At 57.0% G+C, this 24,868-nt stretch carries 28 protein-coding genes and 1 tRNA gene; 17 read left to right on the top strand and 12 right to left on the bottom strand.

Going from position 1 to position 24,868, the window contains the following annotated elements; genetic code table 11:
• Positions 1–37: 37 nt before the first annotated feature.
• From pgi to hisS, 4 genes are all read left to right on the top strand, one after another.
• Positions 38–1,717 (top strand): glucose-6-phosphate isomerase, encoded by a 1,680-nt coding sequence (gene pgi, locus ACQK2Q_RS16875; RefSeq protein ID WP_425410912.1) that lies wholly within the window; start codon positions 38–40, stop codon positions 1,715–1,717.
• Positions 1,710–1,871, top strand: a complete 162-nt coding sequence (locus ACQK2Q_RS16880) for a hypothetical protein (RefSeq protein WP_425410913.1) — start codon at positions 1,710–1,712, stop codon at positions 1,869–1,871. The genes pgi and ACQK2Q_RS16880 overlap by 8 nt, the downstream gene beginning before the upstream one ends.
• Before the next feature lies 1 nt (position 1,872).
• Positions 1,873–2,451, top strand: a complete 579-nt coding sequence (locus ACQK2Q_RS16885; protein ID WP_425410914.1) for a peptidylprolyl isomerase — start codon at positions 1,873–1,875, stop codon at positions 2,449–2,451.
• A 113-nt stretch (positions 2,452–2,564) separates the two neighbouring features.
• A complete protein-coding gene (gene hisS / locus ACQK2Q_RS16890; RefSeq protein WP_425410915.1) occupies positions 2,565–4,076 on the top strand; it encodes a histidine--tRNA ligase in 1,512 nt (503 codons plus the stop codon).
• Here hisS and ACQK2Q_RS16895 read toward each other — a convergent pair.
• The 3 genes from ACQK2Q_RS16895 to ACQK2Q_RS16905 form a co-directional block, all read right to left on the bottom strand.
• Positions 4,017–4,505, bottom strand: coding sequence for a hypothetical protein (locus ACQK2Q_RS16895; protein ID WP_425410916.1), 489 nt, complete (start codon positions 4,503–4,505; stop codon positions 4,017–4,019). The genes hisS and ACQK2Q_RS16895 overlap by 60 nt on opposite strands.
• Positions 4,506–4,519: 14 nt before the next feature.
• Positions 4,520–5,014: a nuclear transport factor 2 family protein gene (locus ACQK2Q_RS16900; RefSeq protein WP_425410917.1), complete on the bottom strand. Its 495-nt coding sequence runs from the start codon at positions 5,012–5,014 to the stop codon at positions 4,520–4,522.
• A gap of 61 nt (positions 5,015–5,075) precedes the next feature.
• Complete coding sequence (locus tag ACQK2Q_RS16905; protein WP_425410918.1) at positions 5,076–6,008, bottom strand: AEC family transporter; 933 nt, start codon at positions 6,006–6,008, stop codon at positions 5,076–5,078.
• A 312-nt stretch (positions 6,009–6,320) separates the two neighbouring features.
• Here ACQK2Q_RS16905 and ACQK2Q_RS16910 point away from each other — a divergent pair, with 312 nt between their 5' ends.
• On the top strand, positions 6,321–6,662 hold the full coding sequence (locus ACQK2Q_RS16910; protein WP_425410919.1) for a DUF2794 domain-containing protein: 342 nt from the start codon (positions 6,321–6,323) through the stop codon (positions 6,660–6,662).
• Positions 6,663–6,672: 10 nt separating this feature from the next.
• Here ACQK2Q_RS16910 and ACQK2Q_RS16915 read toward each other — a convergent pair whose 3' ends face one another.
• The 3 genes from ACQK2Q_RS16915 to ACQK2Q_RS16925 all read right to left on the bottom strand — a co-directional run bounded on the left by ACQK2Q_RS16915 (position 6,673) and on the right by ACQK2Q_RS16925 (position 10,355).
• Positions 6,673–7,908, bottom strand: a complete 1,236-nt coding sequence (locus tag ACQK2Q_RS16915; RefSeq protein ID WP_425410920.1) for a tetratricopeptide repeat protein — start codon at positions 7,906–7,908, stop codon at positions 6,673–6,675.
• Positions 7,909–8,106: 198 nt separating this feature from the next.
• Positions 8,107–8,832, bottom strand: a complete 726-nt coding sequence (locus tag ACQK2Q_RS16920) for a Bax inhibitor-1/YccA family protein (RefSeq protein ID WP_425410921.1) — start codon at positions 8,830–8,832, stop codon at positions 8,107–8,109.
• Positions 8,833–9,020: 188 nt separating this feature from the next.
• Positions 9,021–10,355 (bottom strand): RsmB/NOP family class I SAM-dependent RNA methyltransferase, encoded by a 1,335-nt coding sequence (locus ACQK2Q_RS16925; RefSeq protein WP_425410922.1) that lies wholly within the window; start codon positions 10,353–10,355, stop codon positions 9,021–9,023.
• 168 nt (positions 10,356–10,523) lie between these two features.
• Here ACQK2Q_RS16925 and ACQK2Q_RS16930 point away from each other — a divergent pair, with 168 nt between their 5' ends.
• From ACQK2Q_RS16930 to ACQK2Q_RS16940, 3 genes are all read left to right on the top strand, one after another.
• Positions 10,524–11,282 carry a YbjN domain-containing protein gene (locus ACQK2Q_RS16930; RefSeq protein ID WP_425410923.1) on the top strand — a complete coding sequence of 253 codons (759 nt, stop codon included), beginning with the start codon at positions 10,524–10,526 and terminating at the stop codon, positions 11,280–11,282.
• A gap of 181 nt (positions 11,283–11,463) precedes the next feature.
• On the top strand, positions 11,464–12,021 hold the full coding sequence (locus tag ACQK2Q_RS16935; protein WP_425410924.1) for a TadE/TadG family type IV pilus assembly protein: 558 nt from the start codon (positions 11,464–11,466) through the stop codon (positions 12,019–12,021).
• Positions 12,014–12,589, top strand: coding sequence for a TadE/TadG family type IV pilus assembly protein (locus tag ACQK2Q_RS16940; protein ID WP_425410925.1), 576 nt, complete (start codon positions 12,014–12,016; stop codon positions 12,587–12,589). Before ACQK2Q_RS16935 ends, ACQK2Q_RS16940 begins: the two co-directional genes overlap by 8 nt.
• A 55-nt stretch (positions 12,590–12,644) precedes the next feature.
• Here the strand turns inward: ACQK2Q_RS16940 and ACQK2Q_RS16945 are convergent, their stop codons facing one another.
• The gene (locus ACQK2Q_RS16945; RefSeq protein WP_425410926.1) at positions 12,645–13,232 is read right to left on the bottom strand and encodes a hypothetical protein; all 588 of its coding nucleotides are present in this window, start codon (positions 13,230–13,232) and stop codon (positions 12,645–12,647) included.
• A gap of 135 nt (positions 13,233–13,367) precedes the next feature.
• On the opposite strand from ACQK2Q_RS16945, the gene ACQK2Q_RS16950 reads away from it, so the two are divergent.
• On the top strand, positions 13,368–14,693 hold the full coding sequence (locus ACQK2Q_RS16950; protein WP_425410927.1) for a winged helix-turn-helix domain-containing protein: 1,326 nt from the start codon (positions 13,368–13,370) through the stop codon (positions 14,691–14,693).
• Between the two features lie 69 nt (positions 14,694–14,762).
• Here ACQK2Q_RS16950 and ACQK2Q_RS16955 read toward each other — a convergent pair.
• Both ACQK2Q_RS16955 and cpdR read right to left on the bottom strand, forming a co-directional pair.
• A tRNA-Val gene (locus ACQK2Q_RS16955) sits at positions 14,763–14,837 on the bottom strand.
• Between the two features lie 97 nt (positions 14,838–14,934).
• Positions 14,935–15,294, bottom strand: a complete 360-nt coding sequence (gene cpdR / locus ACQK2Q_RS16960) for a cell cycle two-component system response regulator CpdR (RefSeq protein WP_425410928.1) — start codon at positions 15,292–15,294, stop codon at positions 14,935–14,937.
• Positions 15,295–15,616: 322 nt separating this feature from the next.
• Here cpdR and ACQK2Q_RS16965 point away from each other — a divergent pair, with 322 nt between their 5' ends.
• From ACQK2Q_RS16965 to ACQK2Q_RS16980, 4 genes are all read left to right on the top strand, one after another.
• Entirely contained in the window at positions 15,617–16,537 is a 921-nt protein-coding gene (locus ACQK2Q_RS16965) for an N-formylglutamate amidohydrolase (protein ID WP_425410929.1), read from the top strand.
• Positions 16,538–16,825: 288 nt separating this feature from the next.
• Positions 16,826–18,010 (top strand): glycosyltransferase family 4 protein, encoded by a 1,185-nt coding sequence (locus ACQK2Q_RS16970; protein WP_425410930.1) that lies wholly within the window; start codon positions 16,826–16,828, stop codon positions 18,008–18,010.
• A 201-nt stretch (positions 18,011–18,211) separates the two neighbouring features.
• On the top strand, positions 18,212–18,610 hold the full coding sequence (locus ACQK2Q_RS16975) for a helix-turn-helix domain-containing protein (RefSeq protein WP_425410931.1): 399 nt from the start codon (positions 18,212–18,214) through the stop codon (positions 18,608–18,610).
• Positions 18,611–18,660: 50 nt separating this feature from the next.
• Complete coding sequence (locus ACQK2Q_RS16980; RefSeq protein WP_425410932.1) at positions 18,661–19,482, top strand: inositol monophosphatase family protein; 822 nt, start codon at positions 18,661–18,663, stop codon at positions 19,480–19,482.
• A 14-nt stretch (positions 19,483–19,496) separates the two neighbouring features.
• Here the strand turns inward: ACQK2Q_RS16980 and ACQK2Q_RS16985 are convergent, their stop codons facing one another.
• The 3 genes from ACQK2Q_RS16985 to ACQK2Q_RS16995 are packed head-to-tail and all read right to left on the bottom strand — an operon-like array spanning position 19,497 to position 21,673.
• On the bottom strand, positions 19,497–20,435 hold the full coding sequence (locus ACQK2Q_RS16985) for an alpha/beta hydrolase (protein ID WP_425410933.1): 939 nt from the start codon (positions 20,433–20,435) through the stop codon (positions 19,497–19,499).
• A complete protein-coding gene (locus ACQK2Q_RS16990) occupies positions 20,432–20,746 on the bottom strand; it encodes a hypothetical protein (RefSeq protein WP_425410934.1) in 315 nt (104 codons plus the stop codon). Before ACQK2Q_RS16990 ends, ACQK2Q_RS16985 begins: the two co-directional genes overlap by 4 nt.
• 3 nt (positions 20,747–20,749) lie before the next feature.
• Positions 20,750–21,673 carry a class I SAM-dependent methyltransferase gene (locus ACQK2Q_RS16995; RefSeq protein ID WP_425410935.1) on the bottom strand — a complete coding sequence of 308 codons (924 nt, stop codon included), beginning with the start codon at positions 21,671–21,673 and terminating at the stop codon, positions 20,750–20,752.
• A 228-nt stretch (positions 21,674–21,901) separates the two neighbouring features.
• Between ACQK2Q_RS16995 and ACQK2Q_RS17000 the strand changes: the two genes are divergently transcribed.
• The 4 genes from ACQK2Q_RS17000 to ribD all read left to right on the top strand — a co-directional run bounded on the left by ACQK2Q_RS17000 (position 21,902) and on the right by ribD (position 24,867).
• A complete protein-coding gene (locus ACQK2Q_RS17000; RefSeq protein WP_425410936.1) occupies positions 21,902–22,363 on the top strand; it encodes an Hsp20 family protein in 462 nt (153 codons plus the stop codon).
• A gap of 194 nt (positions 22,364–22,557) precedes the next feature.
• Entirely contained in the window at positions 22,558–22,815 is a 258-nt protein-coding gene (locus ACQK2Q_RS17005; RefSeq protein WP_425410937.1) for a hypothetical protein, read from the top strand.
• Between the two features lie 197 nt (positions 22,816–23,012).
• Positions 23,013–23,714, top strand: a complete 702-nt coding sequence (locus ACQK2Q_RS17010; protein WP_425410938.1) for a flavodoxin family protein — start codon at positions 23,013–23,015, stop codon at positions 23,712–23,714.
• Between the two features lie 28 nt (positions 23,715–23,742).
• Positions 23,743–24,867 (top strand): bifunctional diaminohydroxyphosphoribosylaminopyrimidine deaminase/5-amino-6-(5-phosphoribosylamino)uracil reductase RibD, encoded by a 1,125-nt coding sequence (gene ribD, locus ACQK2Q_RS17015; RefSeq protein WP_425410939.1) that lies wholly within the window; start codon positions 23,743–23,745, stop codon positions 24,865–24,867.
• The last annotated feature ends 1 nt before the right edge of the window (position 24,868 follow it).

The following is a 24,868-nucleotide window of genomic DNA, read 5'->3' on the forward strand; positions in this document are numbered from 1 at the left end:
CTGAAGACCGCAAGACGGGCGCCGAAAAGAGATTTTTATGACCGCCATCGCCGATACGCCGGAATGGAAAGCCCTCGCCAGCGATGCGCAAGCCCTGCAAGCGCACAGTATGCGTACAATGTTTGAGACTGATCCAACCCGCTTTCAGCGATATTCGATTGAGGCGGCGGGGCTGTTTCTGGATTACTCGAAAAACAAGATAAATGACGATGTCGCGGATCACCTTATCGCGCTCGCAAGACGCCGCGATGTAGAGGGCGCACGCAAACGCATGCTTGAAGGCGAGAGTGTAAACATCACGGAAAATCGCGCCGTGATGCACCCCGCGTTGCGTGATTTCGCAATGCGCGACTATCATGTGGCGGGCGAGAAGATCTCTCCGCAAATTCGCGCCGTGCGCGAGCAGATGAAAACATTCGCCGGGGCCGTTCATAGCGGCGCGCATAAGGGGTATGCTGGCGACCCGCTCGACACCGTCGTGAATATCGGCATCGGCGGCTCCGATCTTGGTCCGCAGATGGTTGTCGATGCGTTGAGGCCATACTGGATTGAGGGCCGGCGAACGTTTTTCGTTTCGAACGTCGATGGGCAGCACCTCGCCGACACATTGCGCCTATGCGATCCCGAACGAACACTCTTCGTTATCGCGTCCAAAACATTTACGACACAGGAAACCATGACCAACGCTGCGAGCGCCAAGGCATGGTTTCTCGAAAATGGAGGAAATGAAGCGGCGGTCGCCAGCCATTTTATTGCTCTATCCACGAACGCCAGCGCGGTCGAGGCTTTCGGCGTCGACCGGGACAACATGTTTGTCTTTTGGGACTGGGTCGGGGGGCGCTATTCATTGTGGTCGGCGATCGGGCTTTCTATCGCGCTACAGGTTGGGTTTGAAAATTTCGAGCGCCTCCTGAAGGGCGCGCACGCCATGGACGAGCATTTCCGCACCGCGCCTCTGCGGCGGAATATGCCGGTGATGCTGGCGCTCACTGGCGTATGGAACCGGAATTTTCTGGGCGCTGCTGCGCACGCAATATTGCCTTACGATCAACATTTGCAGCGCCTGCCGGCGTATTTGCAACAAGCGGATATGGAATCTAACGGAAAACGAACCGGTCAGGACGGTAAGTCAGTATCGACAGTGACAGGCCCGGTTATTTTCGGCGAGCCCGGCACGAACGGTCAGCATGCGTTTTATCAGCTATTGCATCAAGGTACGGATTTGATTTCGGCTGATTTTATCGCGCCGGCGATCAGCCAGTCGGAAATTGCGCCGCATCACGAAATTTTGCTATCGAACTTTCTCGCGCAGACGGAAGCGCTCATGCGCGGAAAAACGGAAAAAGAAGCGCGCGACGAGTTGACGGCGGCGGGGTTAGCCAAGCCCGATATTGACGCGCTGGCGCCGCATAAGACGTTCCCCGGCGACCGCCCGACGAATACAATCCTCATGGAGCGCCTCACGCCCGAAACGTTGGGCGCGCTCATCGCGCTCTATGAGCACAAGATTTTCGTTCAGGGCGTCATATGGGGCGTCAATTCTTTCGACCAATGGGGCGTTGAACTTGGCAAGACGATGGCAAAGGCGATTTTACCTGAAATTGCGGCAAGGGGAGAAGAAAAGCCCGCCGCAACCAGTCATGATTCTTCGACGAACGGCCTGATTGATCGTATTAATGGTTATCGCAGCCAATTGGAGGAGACGCACAATGAGTGACAAAACACCAGTTGAAGGCGGCTGTCATTGCGGCGTTCTGCCTGCCGGCAGAAAAAACGGGCCGGACGGTTTCGAAATGGCGGCGGTCAACATACGATATATCGACGAAGTTGAGTGCGTTTCAACCTACGCCCGTAAATGGAAAAAGTTTTGATATGATCATGCGGTTTGTGTTTTCCCTTGTTTCAACATTAGTCATGTTGACTTGCGCACAGGCGCAGCAGGCCGGGACACAGGCGGTCATTCATACATCCGTGGGCGAGATTGTTATTGAGCTGTACCCGGACAAGGCGCCGGCTACAGTTGAAAACTTTCTGCAATACGCAAAGACCGGTCATTATGATCGTACGATTATTCATCGCGTTGTTTCCGGTTACGTCATACAAGGCGGCGGCTATTCGCGCTATTTTAACGAGCGGCCCACAAGAGAGCCGATCGCCTACGAAGGAGGCAATGGCCTTAAAAACCGGCGCGGCGCGATCGCCATGGCGCGCGGCGATGATCCGGATAGCGCACAGGCGCAATGGTTCATCAACATTCAGGACAATGACGATCTGGATCACAAGACGGTCGAAGGCATGCCGCTTTACGGTTATGTGGTTTTCGGCCGCGTCATTGAGGGCATGAATGTTGTCGACGCCATCGGCGCTGTCGAAACAGGTCCGGGCGGTCCTTTTGAAGCTGAAGTTCCGGTAGAGCAAATTCTGGTCGAACGCGTGGATCCGCTCGAATAATATTTTTTTGATGCAACTGTCTGCGGCTCGTCCGGCGCCGCTGCGTATGCGCGCCGCGATGAGATTGCCCCGCAAGACGGCATCGGCTATCCCCGCCGGAACAGGATAGAACCATGGCTCAGAAGAAAGACAAAAAACAGAAAACCTTCCGCCCGAAAGCGCGCGTTCCGCGTGGATTTCGCGACCGGCTGGGTCCTGAAATCGCCGCCGAGCGCGAGATGCTGGCGCGGATCGGCGCAGTTTACGAGGCCCATGGCTTTGATCCGCTGGAAACTCCGGCGTTTGAATACACCGATGCGCTTGGAAAGTTTCTGCCGGATGTGGACCGGCCGAACCAGGGCGTATTCTCCATTCAGGATGACGACGAGCAATGGATGAGCCTGCGCTATGATTTAACGGCGCCGCTCGCGCGTTTTGTCGCTGAGAATTACGACGGCCTGCCCAAACCCTTCCGGCGTTACCAGATCGGACCGGTCTGGCGAAACGAAAAACCGGGACCTGGCCGGTTCCGGCAGTTCACGCAATGCGACGCCGATACGGTCGGCGCGCCGGCGCCTTATGCAGACGCTGAAATTTGCGCGCTCTTCGCTGACGTTATTGCGGCTGCTGGCATCGAGAGAGGCGATTTTTTCATTCGTGTTTCGAACCGCAAGATTGTCGACGGTCTGTTTGAAAAAATCGACCTTGCAGACGAAGCCGATTTACAAACACGTCTCACCGTAATGCGCTCCATGGACAAATTCGACAAGTTCGGCGCCAAAGGCGTCGCGCTGCTGCTCGGGCCGGGTCGCAAGGATGAGTCAGGCGACTTTACCGAAGGCGCAGGGCTTGATGACAATAAAATTGATACGGTGCTGGCGTTTTTGCAGTCGGGTCCTGAAGGCGCCAACAACGATCCGTTGAGCGCAATCGCAAACATACTTGGCGAGACCGCGAGCGGCGCAGCGGGGCTTGAAGAGTTGCACGGCGTCAAGGCGTCGATCCCTGATTTCGAGACGCGCGGCATTGTTTTCGATTGCTCGGTGATCCGCGGGCTTGATTACTACACTGGCCCGGTGTTCGAGGCGGAATTCACATCGACCCTGAGCGACGCCAAGGGCCGGCCAGTGCAGATGGGGTCCATTGGCGGCGGCGGGCGCTATGACGGTCTTGTCAAGCGTTTCAAGGGCGTGGAAGTTCCCGCCGTAGGCGTTTCTGTCGGCGTCTCAAGGTTGCTTGCGGCGCTGGAGCTCAAAAAAAGCGCAGGCGAAACGCCGCAAGGCCCCGTCGTCATCCTGTCGCTCGAAAAACATCAGATGGCGGAGTATCAGAAGATGGCGGCGGAACTGCGCGCGGCCGACGTGCGCGCGGAAGTGTATCTCGGCGGCTCAAACTTCGCCAAACAGCTCAAATACGCCGATAAGCGCGCGGCGCCTGTCGCTATCATTCAAGGGGAAGATGAGCGTCAAAACGGTGAAATCACCATCAAGGACCTCGTCAAAGGCGCAGAGCTTTCAAAACAGATCGAAGACAACAGGGAATGGCGCGAGGAACAACCGGCGCAGTTTTCTGTGAAACGAAGTGAGCTAGTAGAAACTGTAAAAAAAGTTCTGGGGCGGCAAAATGACTTGTCCGTACATCCATAGACCCCAGGCCCAATAGCTCAAAATCAAAAGCACTATTACGGATAGGATTATCCGCAATGACGGGTTGAAACCCCCTATTTTTGTTTTTGGAACAAATGGAATTCCCGACCAGATAGCAACAGGCAACCATAGCCAGTCTTTTCTGACTCCGTTTTGTGTCGATGTCGGTCCAATCCGCTCGTTGTTGGCGGGGGACCCAACTTCTGGTGCTTCGGAACCAATTTCTGCAAGAAGCTCTCTTGCGTCTAAGGCGTGAGTCGCCATTACCTGGACACCATATCCACTCAATGCAATACGCAGCCACGGCGCCATAGTCAGGTAATAATCATTTTGGATGTACGAATCGATGCCGTTAGAAAGTAGAAAGCTTTTTACGCAATAGGCTTCTTCCGGATCATAAAAGCGCGCGATTTCAACAAGGTTTCCCATGAACTGCGATCGTCTCAGCAAACGCCGCGTTCGACCGCTATGGAGGCGCATGGGGTCATGGAGCGGGACAATGCGCGCCAGCCGTCGCCGGTCCGCACATAGGTCGCCATGAACTTCATTGGCGGAAACGCGCCCAAAGGCTGCATAGTGCCGTCAATATCAATTTTCCCGACCAGCACCGCCGTGTCACCGTAAAAAATCACCTGTTCCTGCGAAAACTCGACGCCATTCACATCGAGACTATCGACGCCGGCGATGGCCTGGCTTCGGTTTTCGACGCGCCCGCCCGGCGCGATAACCAGATAATTATCCAGTGTGATCTGTTCTGTTGGCGCTGTGTTTTTATCGAGTAACAGCGCTTCTTGTTGGTCCCGGTTAAGTTGTATGATCGTTTGGGCGTCGCGCTGTTCGTCCGCGCCGCCTTGGCTTGAGGTTTCTTCGACCGGTGCGCACGCGCTCATGGCCAGTGCGGCGACAACATATACAATTGTGAAATAGACATTTGGCATTGTTTTCCCTCCCTCAAAAGCAGACCCTTTCTTTATACTGCAGCAAACAGCCGATGAGAATCTACCCGAACGCCACCAGCACGCCGGAGATGGTAAGGACAGAAATAAACGTCGCGGCGCTGACGGCCGCGGCGGTTTCGGTCTGATAAACGCCCGCCTGGCTCGCCATGATAAACGAGCCGACGCCGGACGGCGTAAACACGAACAGCGCCAGCGCCCCCAGATAATGCGGATCGCTGACGCCAAAGAGCGCAGCCGCGCCAAGCGCCATGGCGGGCAGCACAGCCATTTTCATCGCCGCGATGGCGCCGACACGCCCGCCTACCTGTCTCAGCGGCGGGGGCGGCTGCGTCGCCAGAAACAGTCCGAGCGAGAAAAGCGCCGTCGGTCCCGCCGCGCGTCCGAGAAGAGAAAAGAATGTTTCGGCGGGTCCGGAAAACGGTAATCCGAATGCGGAATATAAAAACCCTGCGGCCATGCCGATCACAAGCGGATTTTTGAACGGCCCGATGATATACCCGCTCATTCGGTTCAAAAACGAAGCGCCCTCTTTGCGCGGCGCCAGCAGCGCGCTGCCGATAGCGATAATCGCCACGCCTTCGATCAGCATCAGCGTTACAAAAGGCCGCGCCCAACCCTCCATGGTGAGTGCGATGGGAAGCCCGAGGAAAACCGCGTTGCCGAGCGTTGAGGAAAGCGCGTGCGCGCCAGCCTCCGGCCCGGTCAGTTTGAACAGCGGTTGCGACAGGAAGTAGGCGCCAAAAATCGCAGCGAGGCCTGCGGCGCCGTAAGACAATGCGATGGCGAGATCTTCCGCGCCTGGCGGTTGTGTCCCGGCGGTCAGTCCGAAAAGCGCCGCTGGCATCGCAATGCGAAAGACGAATTTGTTGAGCGCCGCGCTGTCGGCGATGCTCATCAGATTCAGCCGGCCGGCGGTAAGGCCGGCGGCGATAATCGCGAAGACGGGCAGGGCGACGGTGATGACGGCGGACATGGGCGGTGAGATTTCAGGGTTGCGGGGACCGGTGAAGGGTCTCGCCGCGCCTGGGCGTCCGCGTCAAGGCTGTAATGTCTCAGGGGAAAAGAAAATATGCCGGGCGGAGAGACGAGGCCAAATCTCCCGGGGGCTGGGGGCGATGGTTAAAAACCGGAAACTCCGGCCAGACCGCCCGCCCGGCTTGATCCAACATGGCGTGCGATTGGGGCGGGGAAAGGGGCCAATTAAGGCCATTTTAAGGATGATTTTCCCTGTTTTGGCACCTCCCGGGGCTTGCAGGGCAGGCGCGGGCGGGCGAAACTTCATGCGATGCGAAATCAGGCCCTCACCCAGCATTCCCGAAAACAAGTCGAACCTGTTGCGTTTTCTAGAAGCGAACTGACCCGCATTCTGGCTGTTTACGGGTTCTTTGTCGCCGCCGGCGATTGGCGCGATTACGCTATCGACCTGACGAAAGACGCGGCGATTTTTTCCATATTCCGGCGCGCATCGGAGCTGCCGCTATACCGGATCGAGAAGCGCCCGGCGCTGGCCCGCAAACAGGGCGCGTGGGTTGTTATTTCCATGACCGGCGCCGTCGTCAAACGCGGACATGATCTGGCGCAGGTGCTGAAAGTGTTTGACCGCCAGAAGCTGAAACTGGCGACATAGCATTGGCGTCTCAGTATGCGGACTGTTTGCCGCGTGCTCCATCCGTGCACGCCTCCAGCGTTTCAACAAATATATGCCGCTGGGCGTGACTGCCGCCAATGCGATGCAGGTTCTTCAGCAAGGGAGCTAATCGGTCTGCGGCGGCTGCCTTGTCGCCGCTTGCAAAAGAGATCAGGGCTTCCGCCGCCGGCGCGCATAATTCGCCCCAGACATAAGCGGCGTCGCCAGAAACATGTTGGGCTTTCGCATTCAGCGATACTAAAAACGCGGCCGCTTCGCCTTCATTACCGGCGCGCGCCAGCGCGTAGAGGTAATGCAGATCGTGAAACGGATATATGTGTTCGCCTGCGCGTTTGCGTGCTTCGGCGACTACAGGCGCCCACCTGTCGCTCACATCAACGCCGCGCAGCTCCAGCCGCCACAACATGGAAACGGCGCCGATTTGCTCTTGCGGAAATTCCGGCCAGGCGCCCCAGAGGCGTTCGTCATATATCTGTAGCGCTAAATCTTCCCGGCCTAGCGATAATTGAAACAATGCGGCGTGCCACCAGTTGTGATCACGAATGAAAACGCCCTTTCGCTCCCAGGTGTGAGCGCAATGTTCAAGCCACTTTGCGCCCTCTCTGGCGCGGCCTTGCGTTTCATAAACGTGCGCCACCGCGTGATGGGCCCAGGCGTCGTCAATAGCGATTTCGGCGGCGCGCAAACCCTCTTCCTCGGCTTCGCGCAGGCGGTGGTTTTGTTCCAGCGCGAACGCCGTCATGCCGTGGGCGTAGGGCGTAGCTTCATGTACGATGCCGACGCGCTGGCCCAGACGCAGCAATGCTTGGCCGTCTCCAAGGTTAAAGGCGTGATACTGGCCCCATTTCAGAGCACACAAGTCCGCCGGCCAGCGCACGGTGAGTTCGTCGAGCCGACCAAGCGCAGCATTAAAGTCATACGCCGACCAGGCGTCCACAGCGGCGCAAAAGAGCCGCTCGCGCTCGCTGGCGGTATTTGCGTGTTCGCGCATACGGCTGATGTAGGGAGCCGCCGCAGCCCAGCCTTCAGCGCCTTCGAAGGCGAGATGCAAAGCCGCAGCGTGCGCATTGATTAGCGGCGCGCGAGGCGTGTTGTCAGCGATGGCGAAAAGCGCGCGAATATCCGCGCCATAGCGCAAGAATTCCGAAACATACGCGTCATAGCCGCTGACGGCTTCCGGATAGGCGCCGGTAACAGGCAACTCAAAACAATCTCGTACTGACATAGGGCAGGACCTTAGGCGCGCGCGCATGCGCCGGCAAATCGCAATTTTATGACGCTAGGTCACGCATCGGTCAGGACATTTTGCGTTAACGGCGGCTGGAGACCTCATCCTGAGCGCTTTTGCTTTCAGTCACATGTTTATTCAGCACAAAAAAACCCCGCCGTGTAGGCGGGGTTTTTAGTGGATTCGATGTTTGCGCTACTCGCGCATGATGCCGAGGATATTCAGGATGTGCACGAACAGCGTCACGAATGAGCCGTAAAGCATGAAAGCGCCAAAAATAGACGCCCGTTCATTCATGGCGCTGCCTTCTCTATACCATGATTTGATCGCTTGCGTTTCCCAGGCCGTGATCGCTGAAAATACCAGCACAACGCCGCATGAGGTGATAAGGCTCATCATGGTGCTTTGGAATATCAGCGCATTGACTACGATCGCGATCAACAGGCCGATTGTCGCCATGACCAAAAAGCTCGCCCAGCCGGAGAGATCTTTCTTGGTCGTGTAGCCCCACAAACTCATGGAGCCGAAGACGGCGGATGTAATGAAGAACGCGCGATAAATATCCTGCGCGGCGCCCGCTTGCTGGAAAGCGTAAAGCATTGGCGCAATCATGATGCCCCAAAGTGCGGCATAGAGCCAGAACAGGCCGTGCGCCATGGTTTTAGAGCCATTCATCATGACGCGCGGGGCGAACCAGCCGATGGCGAGAATACCGATGAAACCGACCCATTTCAGAGGCGTCGCGGCGATCTGATACATCAGCGCTTCATTGCTCGCCATGAACATCGAGAACAGGCCCGTACCGGCGACGGCGAGGGCCATGTAGTTGTAAACGCCAAGCATGTACTGGCGCAGGCCCTGATCAATCGCGACAGAGCCGGTCTGCGCGACAGAGCCGAATTGTCCGCGGGGTTCGTTCATAAGACGTCGTCCTTTCGTTTCGCCCTTTTTACAGCGCGCAAGATACGCGCTTTTCAATTCCAAAGGCCAATATCGGGGGCCGCGCGCCGCCAATCAAGAGATTTCGGTGAGGCGGGCGCCGATTTTTCAACGGCTAGGCGCGCGTTAACCTGTTAATTTTAACCGTATTTTACGAAGCGCGGCCAGGATTAACCGGAAAACCGGAAACAGACGGCGAAAAATCCGTCCATACCGCCCTTGTCAGCCAGCATTATGGGTAAAGTGCGCAAATCCCCTTCGCGGGTCACAGCCTCGTCAAGACCTCCGATAAGGCCGGGCGTGATGGCTTGGCGCTCCAGCCCGTCGTGGCGCGCTAACGCCGCTTTCGCTTGGGCCTCGCCCTCCTCTCGCTGGAGCGAGCATACGCAATAAACCAGCATGCCGCCTGGTTTTAGCAGCGTCAGGGCGTGATCGATCATTTTTTCTTGCAGTTCGGCGAGGGCGGCCAGCGTCGTCTCTCCCTTCGACCAGGGAATGTCCGGATGGCGCCGGATTGTACCGGTCGCCGTGCATGGCGCATCCAAAAGGATCGCGTCGGCTTTTTCCGCCGGGCGGAAACGCAACGCGTCTTCCTCGATAATGTCCGCGCTCAATTTCGTACGCTCGAGATTTTGTTTTACCCGCTCCAGCCGTGCGCCGGATTTGTCCACCGCGACGACGCTTGCGCCCGCCGCCGCCAGTTGCAGCGTCTTGCCGCCGGGCGCCGCGCAAAGATCGAATACGCGCAAGCCCGCAACGTCGCCGAACAATCTGACAGGCAGGTGCGCCGCAGTGTCCTGCACCCACCATGCGCCCTCATCGAAACCGTCAAGCGCGGTCACGTCGCTCGTTTTTCCAAGCCGCAAAGATCCTGTGGGCAATACTTCAGCGCCAAGTCGTTCAGCCCATGCCTGCGCGTCTTCGCCCGGCTTCAACGTGATATCGAGCGGCGCGGGGGAGCGGTGCGCTTCCGCGATGGCGCGGGTTTTGACCGGGCCATAGGCGCGTTCCCAGGATCGCCACAGCCAGGCGGGGGTGTCGGTGCGCGCCGGTAATTTAGAAAGGGCTTCCGGCCCGTTTTTGGCGATCTTGCGGGCCAGCGCATTGACGAGCTTTGCGTATCCCGCTGTCTCGCGGCGCTCGCTGGCAAGATCGACGGAGGTGGACACGGCGGCGTGCGCCGGCGTTTGCAGCAGCAAAAGCTGTGTCGCGGCAAGGCGTAGAATGTCCATGACGCGCGCGGACTTTTTCGGTAGCGGCCGATCCAGATACGCCCCGATAATATGATCAAGCGAGCCGCGCCGGCGCAGCGTTTCACTGGCGAGCGCCCGTGCGAATCCGCGATCCGGGCCTTCCAGACGGTCAAAAGGCCGCGTGCGGGCAATGGCGTCTTCAAGCGCTGCGCCTTCCGCGACCCGGTCGAGGATTTCAAGGGCGGCCCGGCGCGCGTCGAGAATATCCGGCTCGTCCGGCGCTTCCCCGGTCTTATTCTGATGATCATTCATGGCGCAGGGCTAAACCACGCCTTTGCGCTCATGTCACTCAGAATCCACGATAATCCGGCAAACTTTCTCCGCGCGGCCCCTCTGAAAATTGACCTTTGACCTTTCCTGAACGCCAAGGCTAAGCTGGCGCCAGTGGATCACGGGGAGAAGTGAGGGGTTATGAATAAAATGAAATCAGTATTTGGCGGCGCGGCTGCTATCGTGTTCGGCGCGTTGTCGTCGGTGACGGGGGGCGCGCAGGCGCAAAACCAGATGGGCTCGTCAAGCTCCGGTTTGTCGAACCCCACCAATGTCGTACAGAATTTCAGCGTTCAGACGGTTGGCCCCGTGTTGAACGAGCTTGGCATGCCATGGCAGGTTCAGCAGCTGGACGACAATGGCGCGCAATATATTCTCGCCGCCGGCGGTTCGGTGCAGTTCATTATTTTCTTCGCCGCCTGTCAGGATGAAGCGGGCGCGCGCTGCGTCGGAATGCACACGGTGACGTTCTTTCAGGGTATGGAAGCGAACCCACAAACCGTGCAGGCGTTCAATGCAAATATTCCATTCATCACCGCGGGCGTCAGCCAGGACAACGTCGCTTATGTCAGCCGGTATGACATCGCTGATTTTGGCATCCCGCGCGGCAACATTGCGTCTTCGCTTGTCAATTTCCTCGCCGTGGCGCAGAATTTCGCCGACGAACTCGCCGCCGGACATCAAACAGTCAGCCTTGATGGCTATGCGAGCGATCTTTCCGCTTCGCGCCTGAATCGTCAGACTGCTGAAAAAGTCCTCGGCGGCTCCGTCTCGTCAGCGCCCGCAGGCGGTTACATGCTGCACCAGACCGGTCTTGAAGAAGGCGCTGAAATGATCCAGCTCATGCTGAAAGACGACAGCGTGCGCCGCAACACCATCAAGCAAAAAGTTCAGAACGAACGCGACTGATCTTTTTCGCGGAAATAACCGATAAAAGGGCGCTTTTTGAGCGTCCTTTTTGTTTGATTAACGATGTTTTGAGACAAAGCGTTAACCGGTTTTGGCGTAATCCATTCACCAATAGTGAACGGGCCTCTGTTTAGCGGCCTTTAAATTGGGGAACGGGAAATCCCGGCAAGGGCGGCGCTGCATGCGACGGGCGAAAATCGGTTCTTTTTGTAGAAACGCCCAAGGGTCGACCGCGGTGGAATTCGCCATCGTCGCCCCGGTGTTTCTGGCGCTGGTATTCTCCGTCATCGAAGCCGGCTGGTATTATTTCGTCACGACGTCCGTGCAGCAGGCGACCGCAACCGCCGCCCGGCTCATCCGCACCGGTCAGGCGCAATCAGGGGATCTCTCCCGTGAAGCGTTTTATGATGAGATTTGCGGCGTCATCGATACGTTCGGCGCATGCGACGATAAACTAACCATCGATATATCGAACTACTCGTCCTTCAGCCAGCTTGCCGGCGACCTTTCGAACCCTGTCTGCCGCGACAAAAGCGATCCCACGATCGAAGGCGCGCAATTCGACAAAAACGATTACGGGGGGCAGCGCGATATCATCCGTGTACGCGTTTGCTTTTTATACAAACCGGTCAATCCCGGCATCGGGCTCAATCTGAAAAAAACAGAGAGCGGCGAACGCAAAATAGTCTCCGTGAATATTTTTCGAAATGAGCCATTTTCAGGGGCGCAAGATGGCTGACAAAGCGCCGTGGCGAACGGTCATAAAAAAATACGCCATTTGCGGCAGCGGCGTCGCGGCGATGGAGTTCGCATTGATCGCGCCAATTCTAATTGCGCTGTTCTTTGGCGTTATTGAAAGTTCGGACGCGATGGCGCGCAGCCGGCAGGTCACGCTTGCGGTGAACACGCTTGTCGATCTCGCTGCACAGGAGACGCAAATCGAAACGGCGGAGCTTGATGACCTGTTCGACGGCGTCGAGCAGATTATGGAAACGGGCGGCGCGCCCGCGATCATACGCCTTGTGAGCGTCGGCGTGGATGCCGATGGAGATCCGGTCGTGCAGTGGAGCCGCGATAATGCGGGCGACGCCCCCTATGCGGCGGGCGCGCCTTATGAAGGGTTGCCCGCCTCAACGCTGATTGACGCCGGCGCGACTATCCTCATCAGCGAAGTCAATTATACGTATACGTCAAAATTGACGCATTTTGTTATTCCATCAATTTCGTTTGAGCGCAGCGCGACGCGCTGGCCGAGAAGGTCGCTGCGGATCCGTCTGTGTTCCAGCCTCTCCGGCGTCTGCAGTTAGCCTATCATACGCGTCCGCCAATAACCCGATTGTTATATAATTATTTCGGATTTGGTTATTCCTGTTCCTGGCTGGATTTCCTGGTCCAGACCCAGTCGCGCATTTTCACCCATTCACCGCTTTCATTTTTTTCGTAAACGTCGGCGCTATGCGACTCGCCGCTTTCGTCCATCACGAATAAATGCCGGACTTCCTTGGCGCTGCCGTCAACGCCAAAAAATGTTTGATCCATGACGAGGCGCCCCGTATCGTCCAGATACATGTCGCCATCAGCGAATGAACCGGTCCAGTTGACCTGCAGAGCCGAGCCCATTTTCGTCACCGGATTATAAAACGCGTAAAGCGTCCAGTACTGGACTTCTCTGGTTTCGCCGCCGGACGAGTCATCAGAAGGCAGGAAAACACCGAACAATTCGCCGGTCACATGCTGTTTATAAGGCCCCCAGCGATAGCGAACCCCCCAATCCTTCGGTTGCTGACCCCCGGGTTCATAATCAGGATTTGGCGTCAGCCATTCTTCGCCGCGCACGAGATCTCCCATAAGCGCATTGATTGGCGAGTTTTCTTCCTCGGCGCTTGCAGTGTTGAGCAATACAAAAGCAAGCGCCGTGACCAAGAATGCTACAGTAGCGCGAATTGACATACGGCCTCCCTCAAAATGACCGCCCAGGCGACGGTTGTTTTTAGTCAGTCATAAAAATCGCGCTGAAAGCCACCTAAATTTGACTAAATCGAATAGTGTTGCGTCTGGCGCTTCGCATTTAGTAAGATTTCGGCGATGAGCGACTATCGATTTGGCCCCTTCATACTGTCTTCAGAGCCGCATTGTTTGAAACGCAGAGGCGAGAAGGTCGATCTGCGCGCGCAGGCGTTGCGGTTATTGGTGCTTCTTGTGGAGAACCGCGGGCGTGTTGTCGGTCATGAAGAAATTCGCAGTGCAATCTGGGGGGAGAGGCAAGCGGATACAGCAAAAGCGATACCGCTCCTGATCCGGGAGATACGCGAGGCGCTGGGCGAGTCTGCGAGCGACCCGGCGCTTGTCGAGACTGTTCCGCGCGAGGGATACCGCTTTGTCGGCGTGCTGAAAAATAACAAAACGCCCGTTTTGCGCCGGAAGCAGGCGGCAGCCGTCGCGGCTGGCCTGGCGGTCATGGTGTTGGCCGGGGTCTTTCTTTCTTCGAAAAATGCAGGCGCTTACTCGAAAGCTGACGCGTATTATCAAAAGGGCGCCCATCTTGTGCAGAACGGCGCGTCCGGTCAGTGGGACGACGCGCGCGATTATTTCCAAAAAGCCCTCAAGGAAAATCAAAACCATGGTCTGTCGCTTGCCGGACTGGCGGAGATCGCTGTCAAGGAAGGCGATTTTGTAACTGCGGAATCCCTGGCCGGCGCCGCGATCGAGAGGAGCGATGAGGCGCGCGGACATCTCGTCATGGCGCAAATCAGCGCCATGCGAGACTGGAATTGGGAAAAGGCTTTTTTTCACAATGAACGCGCCCTGAAACGAAACAGCAAACTTGCTGAAGCGTGGGCGATGAAGGCAATGCTGCTGACGCTGAGCGGAGATAACTTAGGCGCCATCGCAGCTTCGGAAACGGCCTACAAACTGGAGCCGGTCTCGGCGCTCATCCGCATCGATCATGGCTGGTTTCATTATTATGCGCGCGATTATGAAAACGCCATGCGATTGTGCAGCGAAGCGTTGAAGCTCGACCCTGAATTCACGGCAGCGGCCTATTGCCGACTGAAAGCGGCGCTCTATCTTCATGACACTGAACAGTCACTTGAGGCGGCGCAATTCATATCCGCGTTGTGGTTAAAAGATTCTGCGGACGGTAACGAGTTCAAGTCGATGCAGGACTTTTTTCACTGGCATCGCGATGTCCTGAAAAAAGAACTTGCGAACGGGGCGCCTTATTGGGAGGCCTTGGCTGCGGCGCAATTGCAACTTGGCGAATATGAGGAAGCCATGTCGCTGTTGCGCGTCGCGATGCGTCATAAATCGCAACACCTTCCGCTTGCGCTGCTGGATCCGGTTTTTGATCCGCTACGCGATAGGACTGATTTCACCGACCTGGTCAGACAAGCGCTGTCATCTGCGTGACCAATGCCGCTGACGCCCTGGGCACCGCGATTTTGCAAACTGATATTATCGAATTGGCTGATCTGAAAATGGTGGGCGCGACAAGGATTGAACTTGTGACCCCTACGATGTCAACGTAGTGCTCTCCCACTGAGCTACGCGCCCTTCGCCTGACGGCCGACCCAAAGAAACGGCCCTCAAAGGAAGGGCCGGTCTCTAGCGTCAAATAAAGAGAGAGGCAAGCCCGCTGGCGTAAGGCGAGCTATGCTGCGACGACGCGCTCCACTTCGTAAACGAGATCTTTCAAATGGAAAGGCTTTGAAAGGACCTTGGCGTCTTCCGGCGCCTGATTGGCGGCGTTCAGCGCCACGGCGGCAAATCCGGTGATAAACATGATCTTCATTTCGGGATCGATCTCAGCCGCCCTGCGGGCGAGTTCAATACCGTCCATTACGGGCATGACGATGTCGGTTAACAATAGGTCGAATTCCCGCAATTGCAGTTCTGTGAGCGCTTCATCGCCCTGCGCCGCGTCAATGACCGAATGGCCGGCGCGCTCCAGGGCTTTTTTGAGAAACCGACGCATGGAATCATCGTCTTCCGCCAATAAAATCGCCGCCATATACGCTGACCTTTTTGTTACGCTTTCAATACTTTAAGGCGATTTGCACGTGCGCGTCGCCTGATTTTATGTCCTGTAAAGGGAATTGGGACGTGCGCCCTGATCCCTGCTGTAGGCTCCTGCAAAATTCGCTCCGCCCGTCCCGCGGGACGCTGAACATAGTTTCAATACATGGTTCATACGCCAGGCCAAGAAATGTCTGCGCGATTTCCGGCGAAATTTTGCCGGGTGTTGCCTTGGGCCCTTAACGAACGCCGCAACTTCACGTTAACATGCCTCAGGTCATTTTATTTTCAAGTCCCGCGAAAGTGACGCTGAACCAGTGCCGAATTCGACAGAGAACCTGAATATTACCCCTTTCGGCGAAGAAACGCCGCGCCGCGCTGTTAACGTGCTCGAGCCGCATGATGTCGCATCGCCGCTCATCTTCGCGTCTCCTCATTCCGGTCGCGATTACCCGGGCGAGCTTTTGAAGAATTCCCGCCTGGACCGGCATGCGCTGCGTCAGTCTGAGGACTGCTATGTGGATTTGCTGTTTGACGAGGCGCCCCGCTTCGGCGCGCCGTTGCTGCGCGCCTTGTTTCCGCGCGCCTATGTGGACGTCAACAGGGCGCGCGATGAGCTTGATCCGCGCATGTTCGCTGACGACATACCCAAAAAGGCCGATACGCGTTCCAGCCGCGTAATCGCGGGGCTTGGCGTTATTCCGCGCATCGTCGCCGACGGCCAGGATATTTATGCGCGCAAATTGTATTATATCGACGCCAAAAGGCGTCTGGCCGCCTGTTACGAGCCTTATCACGAGGCGCTGCGTCGCCTGATAGACGAGGCGCGGTCGCGTTTCGGGGTCGCCATCGTTATAGATTGCCACTCCATGCCGTCAGCGGGCGGCGCTCCGTTCAGACCCGGCGAGCCGCGCATTGATTTTGTTCTTGGCGACCGCTTCGGATCTTCGTGCGATCCCGGCATAGTTGAGGAAACAGAACTGGCTCTACGCGGCTTTGGTTACCAGGTGGCGCGAAATGCGCCTTACGCCGGCGGTTATGTGGCCTCGTCATACGGCCGTCCGCGCGAGGGCGTGCATGTGCTGCAAATTGAAATCAACCGGGCGCTCTATCTCGATGAACGCCGGATCGCCCGAAGCGGGGGGTTTGACCCCTTGCGCCGGAACATGACGGCGTTGATCGAGCACCTTTCCGCCACACGCCGCGATCAGTTGCGCCCCCCGCAAGCTGCAGAATAATGATAAAAAAGGCCGCGGACGAACCGCGGCCTATAGTTGTTAGGGAGGAAACGCCCAGAAACTGGGCAGCAACGCCTAAGCGCTGCATGTTTTATATAGCCGAAAAACATATTGCATTGCAACAAATATTTTGCGTTGCAATATGAATTTTTCGCACTTGCACATATTGACAGGTTGAGAATTTCCGCTCGCTACGTGATTTTTCGCAGGCGCGGGAGCGCGTCGATTGTCAAACCGAGACAGTCGGACTACCTACGCGCGTCTCAAATCATTCAGCGGCAGGCCGGCATGACAGAAGAAAAAGCGCAACCATCCGAAAAGATGGAAAAGAAAAAGAGCGCTCTGAGGCGTCTCGGCTCAGGCGTAGGGCGCCTCACACGGGTGAAAAAGCGCTTTGAAATGCCGAAAGGCGAAAGCGGGCTGAAAATTGTAATCGCCACTGACGCATGGAAGCCGCAACTGAACGGCGTTGTCAGAACGCTTGATACGCTCGGGAAAATTCTCACAGATTTCGGCAATGAAGTTCTCTACATCACGCCGAACGAATTCCGCTCGGTGCCGTTGCCGTCTTATCCTGAAATCCGCCTGTCGCTATTGCCGAACAGAAAAGTCGCAAAGATGATTAACGACTTTCAGCCGGATGCGATTCATATTGCAACTGAAGGGCCGATAGGACGCGCTACGCGGCGTTTCTGCAAACGGCGCGGTCATCCTTTCACGACCAGCTTTCACACCCGTTTCGCCGAATACGCCAATGAACGCTGGAAACTGCCGACGCGATGGGGGTATTCGGTGCTCAAAGATTTTCATAAGGACGGCGAAACGATGATGGTCGCAACGCCAGGCCTCGTCGAGGAATTGAGCGAACGCGGCTTTTCAAAAATGAAGCTGTGGGCGCGGGGCGTCGATCTTGAGCAGTTTCAGCCCGGCGACAGGTCGTTTCTCGATGAGCATGCGCGGCCAATTTTTCTATATGTGGGCCGGCTTGCGGTGGAAAAAAGCATTGAAGATTTTCTCGAAGCGGATCTGCCGGGTACGAAAGTCATCGTCGGCGACGGGCCGCAGCGCGAAGAACTTGAAGCAAAATACAAAGACGCTGTCTTTACCGGACCAAAATATGGCGATGAGTTGACGAGATATTATCAGGCGTCTGATGTTTTTGTTTTTCCGTCACGCACCGACACTTTCGGGCTTGTGAATGTAGAGGCGCTCGCCTGCGGCGTGCCCGTCGCCGCCTATCCGGTGCGCGGACCGCTTGAAATTCTGGATGGCGCGCCGGCCGGATGCGGCGCGATGGACGAAGACTTAACCAAAGCGTGTCTTGCAGCTTACGAAAACCGCGACCCGAAAGAATGCCGCGCCTGGGCGGAAAATTTTTCATGGGAAGCAGCCTCGCGGCAGTTTATCGTTAATTTGGAAACGCCGGGCTTCGATGATCAGTTCTGGCTGCGCTCAGCCAAGATGATCGACTGACCAGCCGTTTCATATTGATACAAAATAAAGCCGTTGCACTTGAACGCAACGTGGCTGGTACATCCCAAAGGCGACAAAGTCGCGTAATAGGCGAGCCTATTTCGGGCGTTTCACCATTCCGGCATGGTGCTTGCGTTTTCACCTCCACGAGAAATCAAACGGTCGCGCGGACGGCGTGCGATGATATGTGGAGTATGGGTAATGGCGCATCCGATTGACGTACATGTGGGCCGGCGGCTGAGGCAGCGGCGCAGACTGTTGGGGCTGACGCAGGAAAAGCTCGCGAATGCAGTCGATATTCGCTTTCAGCAGATTCAGAAATATGAAAGCGGGTCGAATCGGATTTCAGCTTCCCGCCTGTGGTCGCTTGCGAAAGCGCTCGATGTGTCGATTTCCTATTTTTTCGACGGCATGAACGGCGCAGAACCGAAGCTCGACTACGATTTACGCGAGGATTACGGTTTTGCCGAAGCGCCTGCCGAAGGTTTGCTCGACGAAAAGGAAACGATGGACCTCGTGCGGTATTATTATCGACTTGAAGAAGAGCCCCGCCGCCGTCTGCTCGATCTTGCACGAGCGCTTTCAAGCGATAATCATTAAACGACAGGTTGGCTTGCACAACAGCGCGGCGGTCGTCATGATCGCCGCGCATGTCTTTTTTACCTGACGAACTCGCCGATCTGGGGACTTTTGCGCACAAGCTTGCTGACGCCGCGCGCGCCGAAACGCTGACGCGTTTTCGTCAGGGCGTTTCCATCGTCAACAAACTGGAACAATCCGCCAGTAATGAATTCGATCCTGTCACCGACGCCGACCGTGAGGGCGAGCGCGTGGTGAGGGCGCTGATCGAAACGGTCTTTCCCGACCACGGCGTACTCGGTGAGGAATTTGAAGAACGAAAAGGCGCAAGCCCCTGGCGCTGGGTGCTGGACCCGGTGGACGGCACCCGCGCCTTCATGTGCGGAACGCCTACATGGACGACATTGATCGGTCTTGAATACGAAGACGAGCCCGTTCTCGGACTGATCGATCAGCCGTTTACGGATGAAAGATGGATTGGCTTCGGGGGCGGCGTCGAATACCGCCGCGCAGGAGAAACCAGGCCGGCGCAGACCAGCGGCCTTGGTGACTTGTCGCAAGCCCGAATCTCGACCACCGATCCGCTGGAAGCCGGTTATTTCACGCAAGACGAAGCGGCCGCCTATGCCCGCATCGCAGCGGCGTCCTGTGTGGCGCGGTTCAGTATGGACGCTTATGCCTATGCGCTATTGGCGCTCGGTGAAATCGATATTGTCCTTGAAACATGTTTGAAACATCACGATTACGCCGCGTTAATTCCGATTGTCGAGGGCGCGGGGGGCGTTGTTACAAATTGGCGGGGCGAAAAGCCGGGCGCCGACGATCGCGGCGAGATTATCGCAGCGGCAACGCCGAAGTTGCACGAAGCGGCCCTCGCGCTCATTGCCGGCTAGTTACAATCAACAACTCAGGATCGAGAATTCAACGCCGGCTCGATAAACGCATCGAATGCTGAAAAGTATTGCGCGCGTATCTCGTTGCGCTCCATCAGGATTTCATGCAGCGCCCCATCAATAATTTCCTGCCTGATATTGGGGTTTGCCGCAGCGATGTTCGCATGATCGCCACCGTCGATCTGTTGTTCGGCGCCCGCGCTGATAATCAGCACCGGTGTCTGAACGCCGTCCAGCGCGCCTGGCGCATGGATGGCGGCGCTTGCTTTCATGGCGGCGCTGACCCAGCCATAGGTGGGAGCGTCATTAGCCGATTCGCCAAGCGCCAGCCGCAAATCCCGGAAAATCGCATGGCGTCCCGGATCGCTTGTGAAAATATTTCCCTCAAAGACGTCGGCGTGATCAGTTCCACGGGTTACGGGCTTGCGCGCCATTCCGAAGTTGCTGGCGAGTGAGGCCGCCAAAGCGGTGATGCGGTTCCGCGGTTCGGGAAAAAGCCGCGTCATTGGCGCACACAGAACAGCGCATTCAAAAGCCGGATAGCCCGAGGCCAACAGCATCAAGGCCGGCATGCCGCCCATGGAATGGGTCATGAGAATATAGGGGCCGGGGAAGCGCGCCTTCACGTGGGATTCGATGAAGAGCCGCAAATCATCCGTTATCTGATTGAAGTAGCCGCTCCACTTTGTCCGTTCGGCGCTTGACCGGTCGGAAAGCCCCTGGCCGCGCCAGTCCATCATGGCGACGTTCAGTTTGCGCGCATGAAGATCGGTAACGGTCTCGAAGTATTTTTCGATAAACTCCGACCAACCTGTTACAAGAACCGCTGTGCCGCGTGCGTTTTCGACCGGGAAGAACGCCCCGCGCAGTTTCGCCCCGTCATTGGCGGCGAACTCTATAGCCTGCGCGCGCGGCGGTACCGGATTGCCGTCAATTTCGATAAAACGGCTCACGCTTTAGGCCCCAGTTCGAGCCGCGCCAGCACGCTCATGTCGTCGGCGGCGGTCACGCGGCCTGAAACAAAAGAACTCTCAAAAGCGCGATTGCTGGCCAGCGCGCGCGCCAGCGATTCGGGCCGCCCCCGCAAAATACAATCTAATTTCGCATTTTGCGGGGCTTTCATGGATATTGCGGGAGGTTGTACGCGCCCGTCGACCCACAACGGCGCCGCGTCCTCCGGCTCCAGCATCAACACGGCGCCGAACGGCGTTGCGAAAGTCTTTTCAGAGACCTCCGTCAGTTTTTTGTCAGGTTCGACGCTCATGAGTTATTCAAGGAGCGCGCCGTCGGCCGCGATAGGCTTGCGAAACTTCAAAGTCATCCGGTCGCTTTCGCCAATCGCGTCATAGGGCGCACGGTTGAAGTCCGGATCATCCTGTCCGCGAATGGCAGATGAACGTTTTACCGGCGGCAAGGTCCAGACGCCAAAGGGGTGGTCTTTCGTATCAGCAGGATTGGCGTTAATTTCCGACGCCATATCGAGATCAAAACCGGCGTTTGTCGCAAGTTCAATGACATCGTCCGTATAGACATAACCGGTGGAGCCGTCATCGGCGATTTCCGCGCCATCGGCGCGATGCTCCACAACGCCCAGAACCCCGCCGGGTTTCAGCGCGCGGTAAAATTCGGCGAAGGCGTCCGCCGCCTGTCCGCGCGACTGCCAGTTATGCACATTGCGGAATGTCAGCACCATATCCGCCGCGCCTTCAGGCGCTACGTGATGTCCCTCGCCAAAATAAGTCAATTCAACGTCGCCGTAGATTTCGGGCTGTTCAACATAAGTCTGGGTGAATGTCTTGTTTGCGGCGAGCGCGCGCTCGCTGGCGCCGTCTGGCGGAAACCCTGTGGCGTAAAGTTTGCCGCCGCCGGTTTTCAGATAGGGTGCAATCACTTGCGTATACCAGCCGCCGCCGGGCGCGATTTCGACGACCGTCATCTCAGGCTCAAGGCCGAAAAAGAGCAGCGTTTCCTTGGGGTGGCGCCATTCATCCCGGGCGCGCTCCTCGCTGGTGCGGTGATCGCCGGCGAGCACCGCGTCAAGGCGGGCGCCGTTATCGGCCGGCGCCGCTGTTTGCTCCGGCTCAGTTTCGGCTCCGGTTTGCTCGCCGCCGCCGCCGTCGCCACACGCGCCGAGCGCCAGGGTCAGGCTGACCGCTGTTGCGCTGAGAATCCGTTTGTCGAAAAAATGCATGAATGTCGCTCCCGTCCGGTTGAGGCTTATCTGTTTACCATGGATTTCGCGCAGGTTCTAAACTGCGTTTTGTGAATTGAAAGCCCCTTGAACGCTGGGTTTGAACGCCTATTTCTCACGCATGACGGAGGCCGAAAGGGTCCATCATATTCATGTTGGGGACGCTCTCCCGGCCAAACTGGCGGGTAAAAGCGTCTCAAACCTCGCTTACGCTAAGGAGGATTACATATGCGTACGTTTGATCTAACCCCGCTTTACCGTTCGACTGTCGGTTTTGACCGCGTATTCGATTTGCTCGACACAATGGGCAAAGCCGATACCAGCGGCTATCCGCCCTATAATATCGAACGGATCGACGAAAATGATTACCGCATCACGCTCGCCGTGGCCGGTTTTGGTGAAGATGAGCTTGATATGGAGCTTCACGAGAACACGCTGACGGTTACCGGTAATCGCAGCGAACCGGACGATAACCGCACTTTCCTGCATCAGGGAATCGCCGGGCGCTCTTTCCAGCGCCGCTTCCAGCTTGCCGAGCATGTGGAAGTCGCCGGCGCTTCGCTGGTGAATGGACTGTTGAACATTGATCTGCGCCGGGAAATCCCGGAATCGGCCAAACCCCGCAAGATTTCGATCTCTGGCGGCGAGGCTCGCAATGTCAAAGTCCTGAAAGATGCTGACGCAGCCTAAAATCAGGCTCACCTTTTAAGCGAAAAACGGGGCCGGCCGTCCCTTTCCGATTGCGCCGGCCCTGACTACGCTTGTCTGCGCATGGCGCCGGGGATTTTCAGAACCCTCTCCTCCGGCGCTCTTTTTAAATCCCTCATGGCTTGTTAGCATGCGCCCATTCCGCCCGTATGGCGTGAAGGGGAAGGCAAGAGGGTATGGTTCAGTATTCAAGAGTAATGATCGCCGCTTTTTGCGCTGTCGGGATAGCTGGTTGCGTCAGCGATACCGGACCGCGGTACGGTGAACAGCTTTCCATCTCAATTCCTTATGACCCGTACGATTTCAGTCCGGATGACTTGCAGGCCGAGGCGGACACACATTGCCGCGCTTATAACCGGCGCGCCGTTTACGACGGGGAGACAATCAACCCGGACGAAGTGCGCTGGCGGTATCGGCACTTTTTGTGCGTATAGTATTTTTGGTGCTGTAGAATAATGGCGCTGCCGCTCTAGACGGAGATGGGCGGCTTTCATTCTCTAAAACGAGCGTCAAGCCTGATCGGCGTAGTCACCCCTGTGTGAACGGCGGGACTTTTATCCGATAAGCGGTGTTTGGCTCCAAAGATGCGTAATTTTCGCAACGCGCAGATAGTAGCGGGAGATTGCCAGACATGGCCGACAATGACCTGACCGCGCTGTTCATAAATTGCAGCCTGAAAAAATCAAATTCTGAATCCCATACGCAAAAGCTGATGAACAACGCAATTGCGATTATGGAAAAAAATAATGTGACCGTCTCAACAGTACACGCCGTCGAGCACGAGATACCGCCCGGCGTCTTTCCCGACATGACCGAACATGGCTGGGAGAAGGACGACTGGCCCGCCATTCAGAAAAAAGTGATGGCCGCCGATATTCTGGTGCTTGGCACGCCCATCTGGCTTGGTGAAAAATCATCCGTTTGTACGCGTGTTGTTGAACGCCTTTACGGCTATTCCGGCGAGCTGAACGACAAAGGTCAGTATGCCTATTATGGCCGCGTCGGGGGATGCGTCATTACCGGCAATGAGGACGGCGTTAAACATTGCTCGATGAATATTCTCTATTCGCTGTCGCATCTCGGTTATGTTATTCCCCCGCAGGCCGACACCGGCTGGATCGGCGAAGCTGGCCCCGGCCCCTCTTACGGAGACGATGGCAAGACTGGACTCGATAATGAATTCACGAAACGCACAACGACATTCATGGCGTGGAACCTGATGCACCTCGCGTGTATGTTGAAAGAAGCCGGCGGTATTCCGAAAGAGGGTAATCAAAAAACGGCGTGGGACGACGGCGCGCGGTTCGATCACCCAAATCCGGAATACCGGTGAAGGCTTTCCTGCGCGAAGGCCGGCATCAATGAGCGGCGCTTTCCGCGAAGATGCGAAATACATGAACCGCGCCCTTGAGCTCGCCCGGCGCGGCGAGGGGCGCGTTTCGCCGAACCCCATGGTGGGCTGCGTCATTGTCAAAAACGGTAAAATTATCGGCGAGGGCTGGCACGAAGGCGCAGGCCATCCGCATGCGGAGATAAATGCACTGAATCAGGCAGGCTGCGATATAGCGGGCGCAGATGTTTACGTCACGCTTGAGCCTTGCGCGCATCAGGGAAAGACGGGCCCGTGCGCCGACGCTTTGATTGAGGCGCGCGTACAGTCCGTTGCTTACGCTGTGGGCGATCCCGACAAAAAGGCCGCTGGCGGCGGCGCGCGGTTGAAAGCGGCCGGTATTCGCGTGCGCGCCGGTCTTTGCGAGGCGCAAGCGCGCCGTCTCAACGAGGCCTGGTTTCACTTTATCGAAACAGGCCGCCCGTTCATTACGGGAAAGACGGCGTCCAGTCTCGACGGCAGAATCGCCACGCAAACCGGCGAGAGCCAGTGGATCACGAGCGCTCAGTCACGCACAAAAGCGCAGGCTTTCAGGAAGCGCGCCGACGCGATCATTGTCGGCGCCAATACCGTCGCAACGGACAACCCGTCTCTCACCGCGCGCGATGAAGAAGACCGGCCGTTCGAAAATATTTACCAGCCGTTGCGCGTTGTCCTCGACAGCGCGGGACGCACCGACCCGGCGGCCAGCATTTTTTCAATGCAGGGGCGGGGCGCATTGCTGGCCGCGACGTCGAAACTGTCAACGGCAAGGCGTGCAGCATTTGAAAAAGCAGGCGCCGAGGTTGCAATCTTGCCGGCGTCGCCGGATGGCCGTGTTGACCTCCCGGCGCTTGCCGAAACCCTCGCCGCGCGCGGATGTTGCGCAGCGATGGTGGAGGGCGGAGGCGAAACGCTGGGCGCGTTCTTGAAGGCGGGCTTGATTGACCGGCTTTATGCATTTGTCGCTGTCGGGATGATTATAGGCGCTGACGGCAAGCCGTCCGTATCGGGTCTGAATGTCAGCGCGCTGTCAGAGGCTGTGTCATTGCGCAATATATTAATTGAACCATTGGGGAACGATTTGCTGATCTCGGGTGCGCCAGCGCGCCGTTAAA

This window comes from Hyphococcus sp., from assembly GCF_965228385.1.
GTDB lineage: Bacteria > Pseudomonadota > Alphaproteobacteria > Caulobacterales > Parvularculaceae > Hyphococcus.

What these genes read in the sequence shown, in the direction of transcription:
- pgi (WP_425410912.1), top strand. Translation starts at nt 38, where the DNA reads ATGACCGCCATCGCCGATACGCCGGAATGGAAAGCCCTCGCCAGCGAT.
- ACQK2Q_RS16880 (WP_425410913.1), top strand. Translation starts at nt 1,710, where the DNA reads ATGAGTGACAAAACACCAGTTGAAGGCGGCTGTCATTGCGGCGTTCTG.
- ACQK2Q_RS16885 (WP_425410914.1), top strand. Translation starts at nt 1,873, where the DNA reads ATGATCATGCGGTTTGTGTTTTCCCTTGTTTCAACATTAGTCATGTTG.
- hisS (WP_425410915.1), top strand. Translation starts at nt 2,565, where the DNA reads ATGGCTCAGAAGAAAGACAAAAAACAGAAAACCTTCCGCCCGAAAGCG.
- ACQK2Q_RS16895 (WP_425410916.1), bottom strand. Translation starts at nt 4,505, where the DNA reads ATGGGAAACCTTGTTGAAATCGCGCGCTTTTATGATCCGGAAGAAGCC.
- ACQK2Q_RS16900 (WP_425410917.1), bottom strand. Translation starts at nt 5,014, where the DNA reads ATGCCAAATGTCTATTTCACAATTGTATATGTTGTCGCCGCACTGGCC.
- ACQK2Q_RS16905 (WP_425410918.1), bottom strand. Translation starts at nt 6,008, where the DNA reads ATGTCCGCCGTCATCACCGTCGCCCTGCCCGTCTTCGCGATTATCGCC.
- ACQK2Q_RS16910 (WP_425410919.1), top strand. Translation starts at nt 6,321, where the DNA reads ATGCGAAATCAGGCCCTCACCCAGCATTCCCGAAAACAAGTCGAACCT.
- ACQK2Q_RS16915 (WP_425410920.1), bottom strand. Translation starts at nt 7,908, where the DNA reads ATGTCAGTACGAGATTGTTTTGAGTTGCCTGTTACCGGCGCCTATCCG.
- ACQK2Q_RS16920 (WP_425410921.1), bottom strand. Translation starts at nt 8,832, where the DNA reads ATGAACGAACCCCGCGGACAATTCGGCTCTGTCGCGCAGACCGGCTCT.
- ACQK2Q_RS16925 (WP_425410922.1), bottom strand. Translation starts at nt 10,355, where the DNA reads ATGAATGATCATCAGAATAAGACCGGGGAAGCGCCGGACGAGCCGGAT.
- ACQK2Q_RS16930 (WP_425410923.1), top strand. Translation starts at nt 10,524, where the DNA reads ATGAAATCAGTATTTGGCGGCGCGGCTGCTATCGTGTTCGGCGCGTTG.
- ACQK2Q_RS16935 (WP_425410924.1), top strand. Translation starts at nt 11,464, where the DNA reads ATGCGACGGGCGAAAATCGGTTCTTTTTGTAGAAACGCCCAAGGGTCG.
- ACQK2Q_RS16940 (WP_425410925.1), top strand. Translation starts at nt 12,014, where the DNA reads ATGGCTGACAAAGCGCCGTGGCGAACGGTCATAAAAAAATACGCCATT.
- ACQK2Q_RS16945 (WP_425410926.1), bottom strand. Translation starts at nt 13,232, where the DNA reads ATGTCAATTCGCGCTACTGTAGCATTCTTGGTCACGGCGCTTGCTTTT.
- ACQK2Q_RS16950 (WP_425410927.1), top strand. Translation starts at nt 13,368, where the DNA reads ATGAGCGACTATCGATTTGGCCCCTTCATACTGTCTTCAGAGCCGCAT.
- cpdR (WP_425410928.1), bottom strand. Translation starts at nt 15,294, where the DNA reads ATGGCGGCGATTTTATTGGCGGAAGACGATGATTCCATGCGTCGGTTT.
- ACQK2Q_RS16970 (WP_425410930.1), top strand. Translation starts at nt 16,826, where the DNA reads ATGACAGAAGAAAAAGCGCAACCATCCGAAAAGATGGAAAAGAAAAAG.
- ACQK2Q_RS16975 (WP_425410931.1), top strand. Translation starts at nt 18,212, where the DNA reads ATGGCGCATCCGATTGACGTACATGTGGGCCGGCGGCTGAGGCAGCGG.
- ACQK2Q_RS16980 (WP_425410932.1), top strand. Translation starts at nt 18,661, where the DNA reads ATGTCTTTTTTACCTGACGAACTCGCCGATCTGGGGACTTTTGCGCAC.
- ACQK2Q_RS16990 (WP_425410934.1), bottom strand. Translation starts at nt 20,746, where the DNA reads ATGAGCGTCGAACCTGACAAAAAACTGACGGAGGTCTCTGAAAAGACT.
- ACQK2Q_RS16995 (WP_425410935.1), bottom strand. Translation starts at nt 21,673, where the DNA reads ATGCATTTTTTCGACAAACGGATTCTCAGCGCAACAGCGGTCAGCCTG.
- ACQK2Q_RS17000 (WP_425410936.1), top strand. Translation starts at nt 21,902, where the DNA reads ATGCGTACGTTTGATCTAACCCCGCTTTACCGTTCGACTGTCGGTTTT.
- ACQK2Q_RS17005 (WP_425410937.1), top strand. Translation starts at nt 22,558, where the DNA reads ATGGTTCAGTATTCAAGAGTAATGATCGCCGCTTTTTGCGCTGTCGGG.
- ACQK2Q_RS17010 (WP_425410938.1), top strand. Translation starts at nt 23,013, where the DNA reads ATGGCCGACAATGACCTGACCGCGCTGTTCATAAATTGCAGCCTGAAA.
- ribD (WP_425410939.1), top strand. Translation starts at nt 23,743, where the DNA reads ATGAGCGGCGCTTTCCGCGAAGATGCGAAATACATGAACCGCGCCCTT.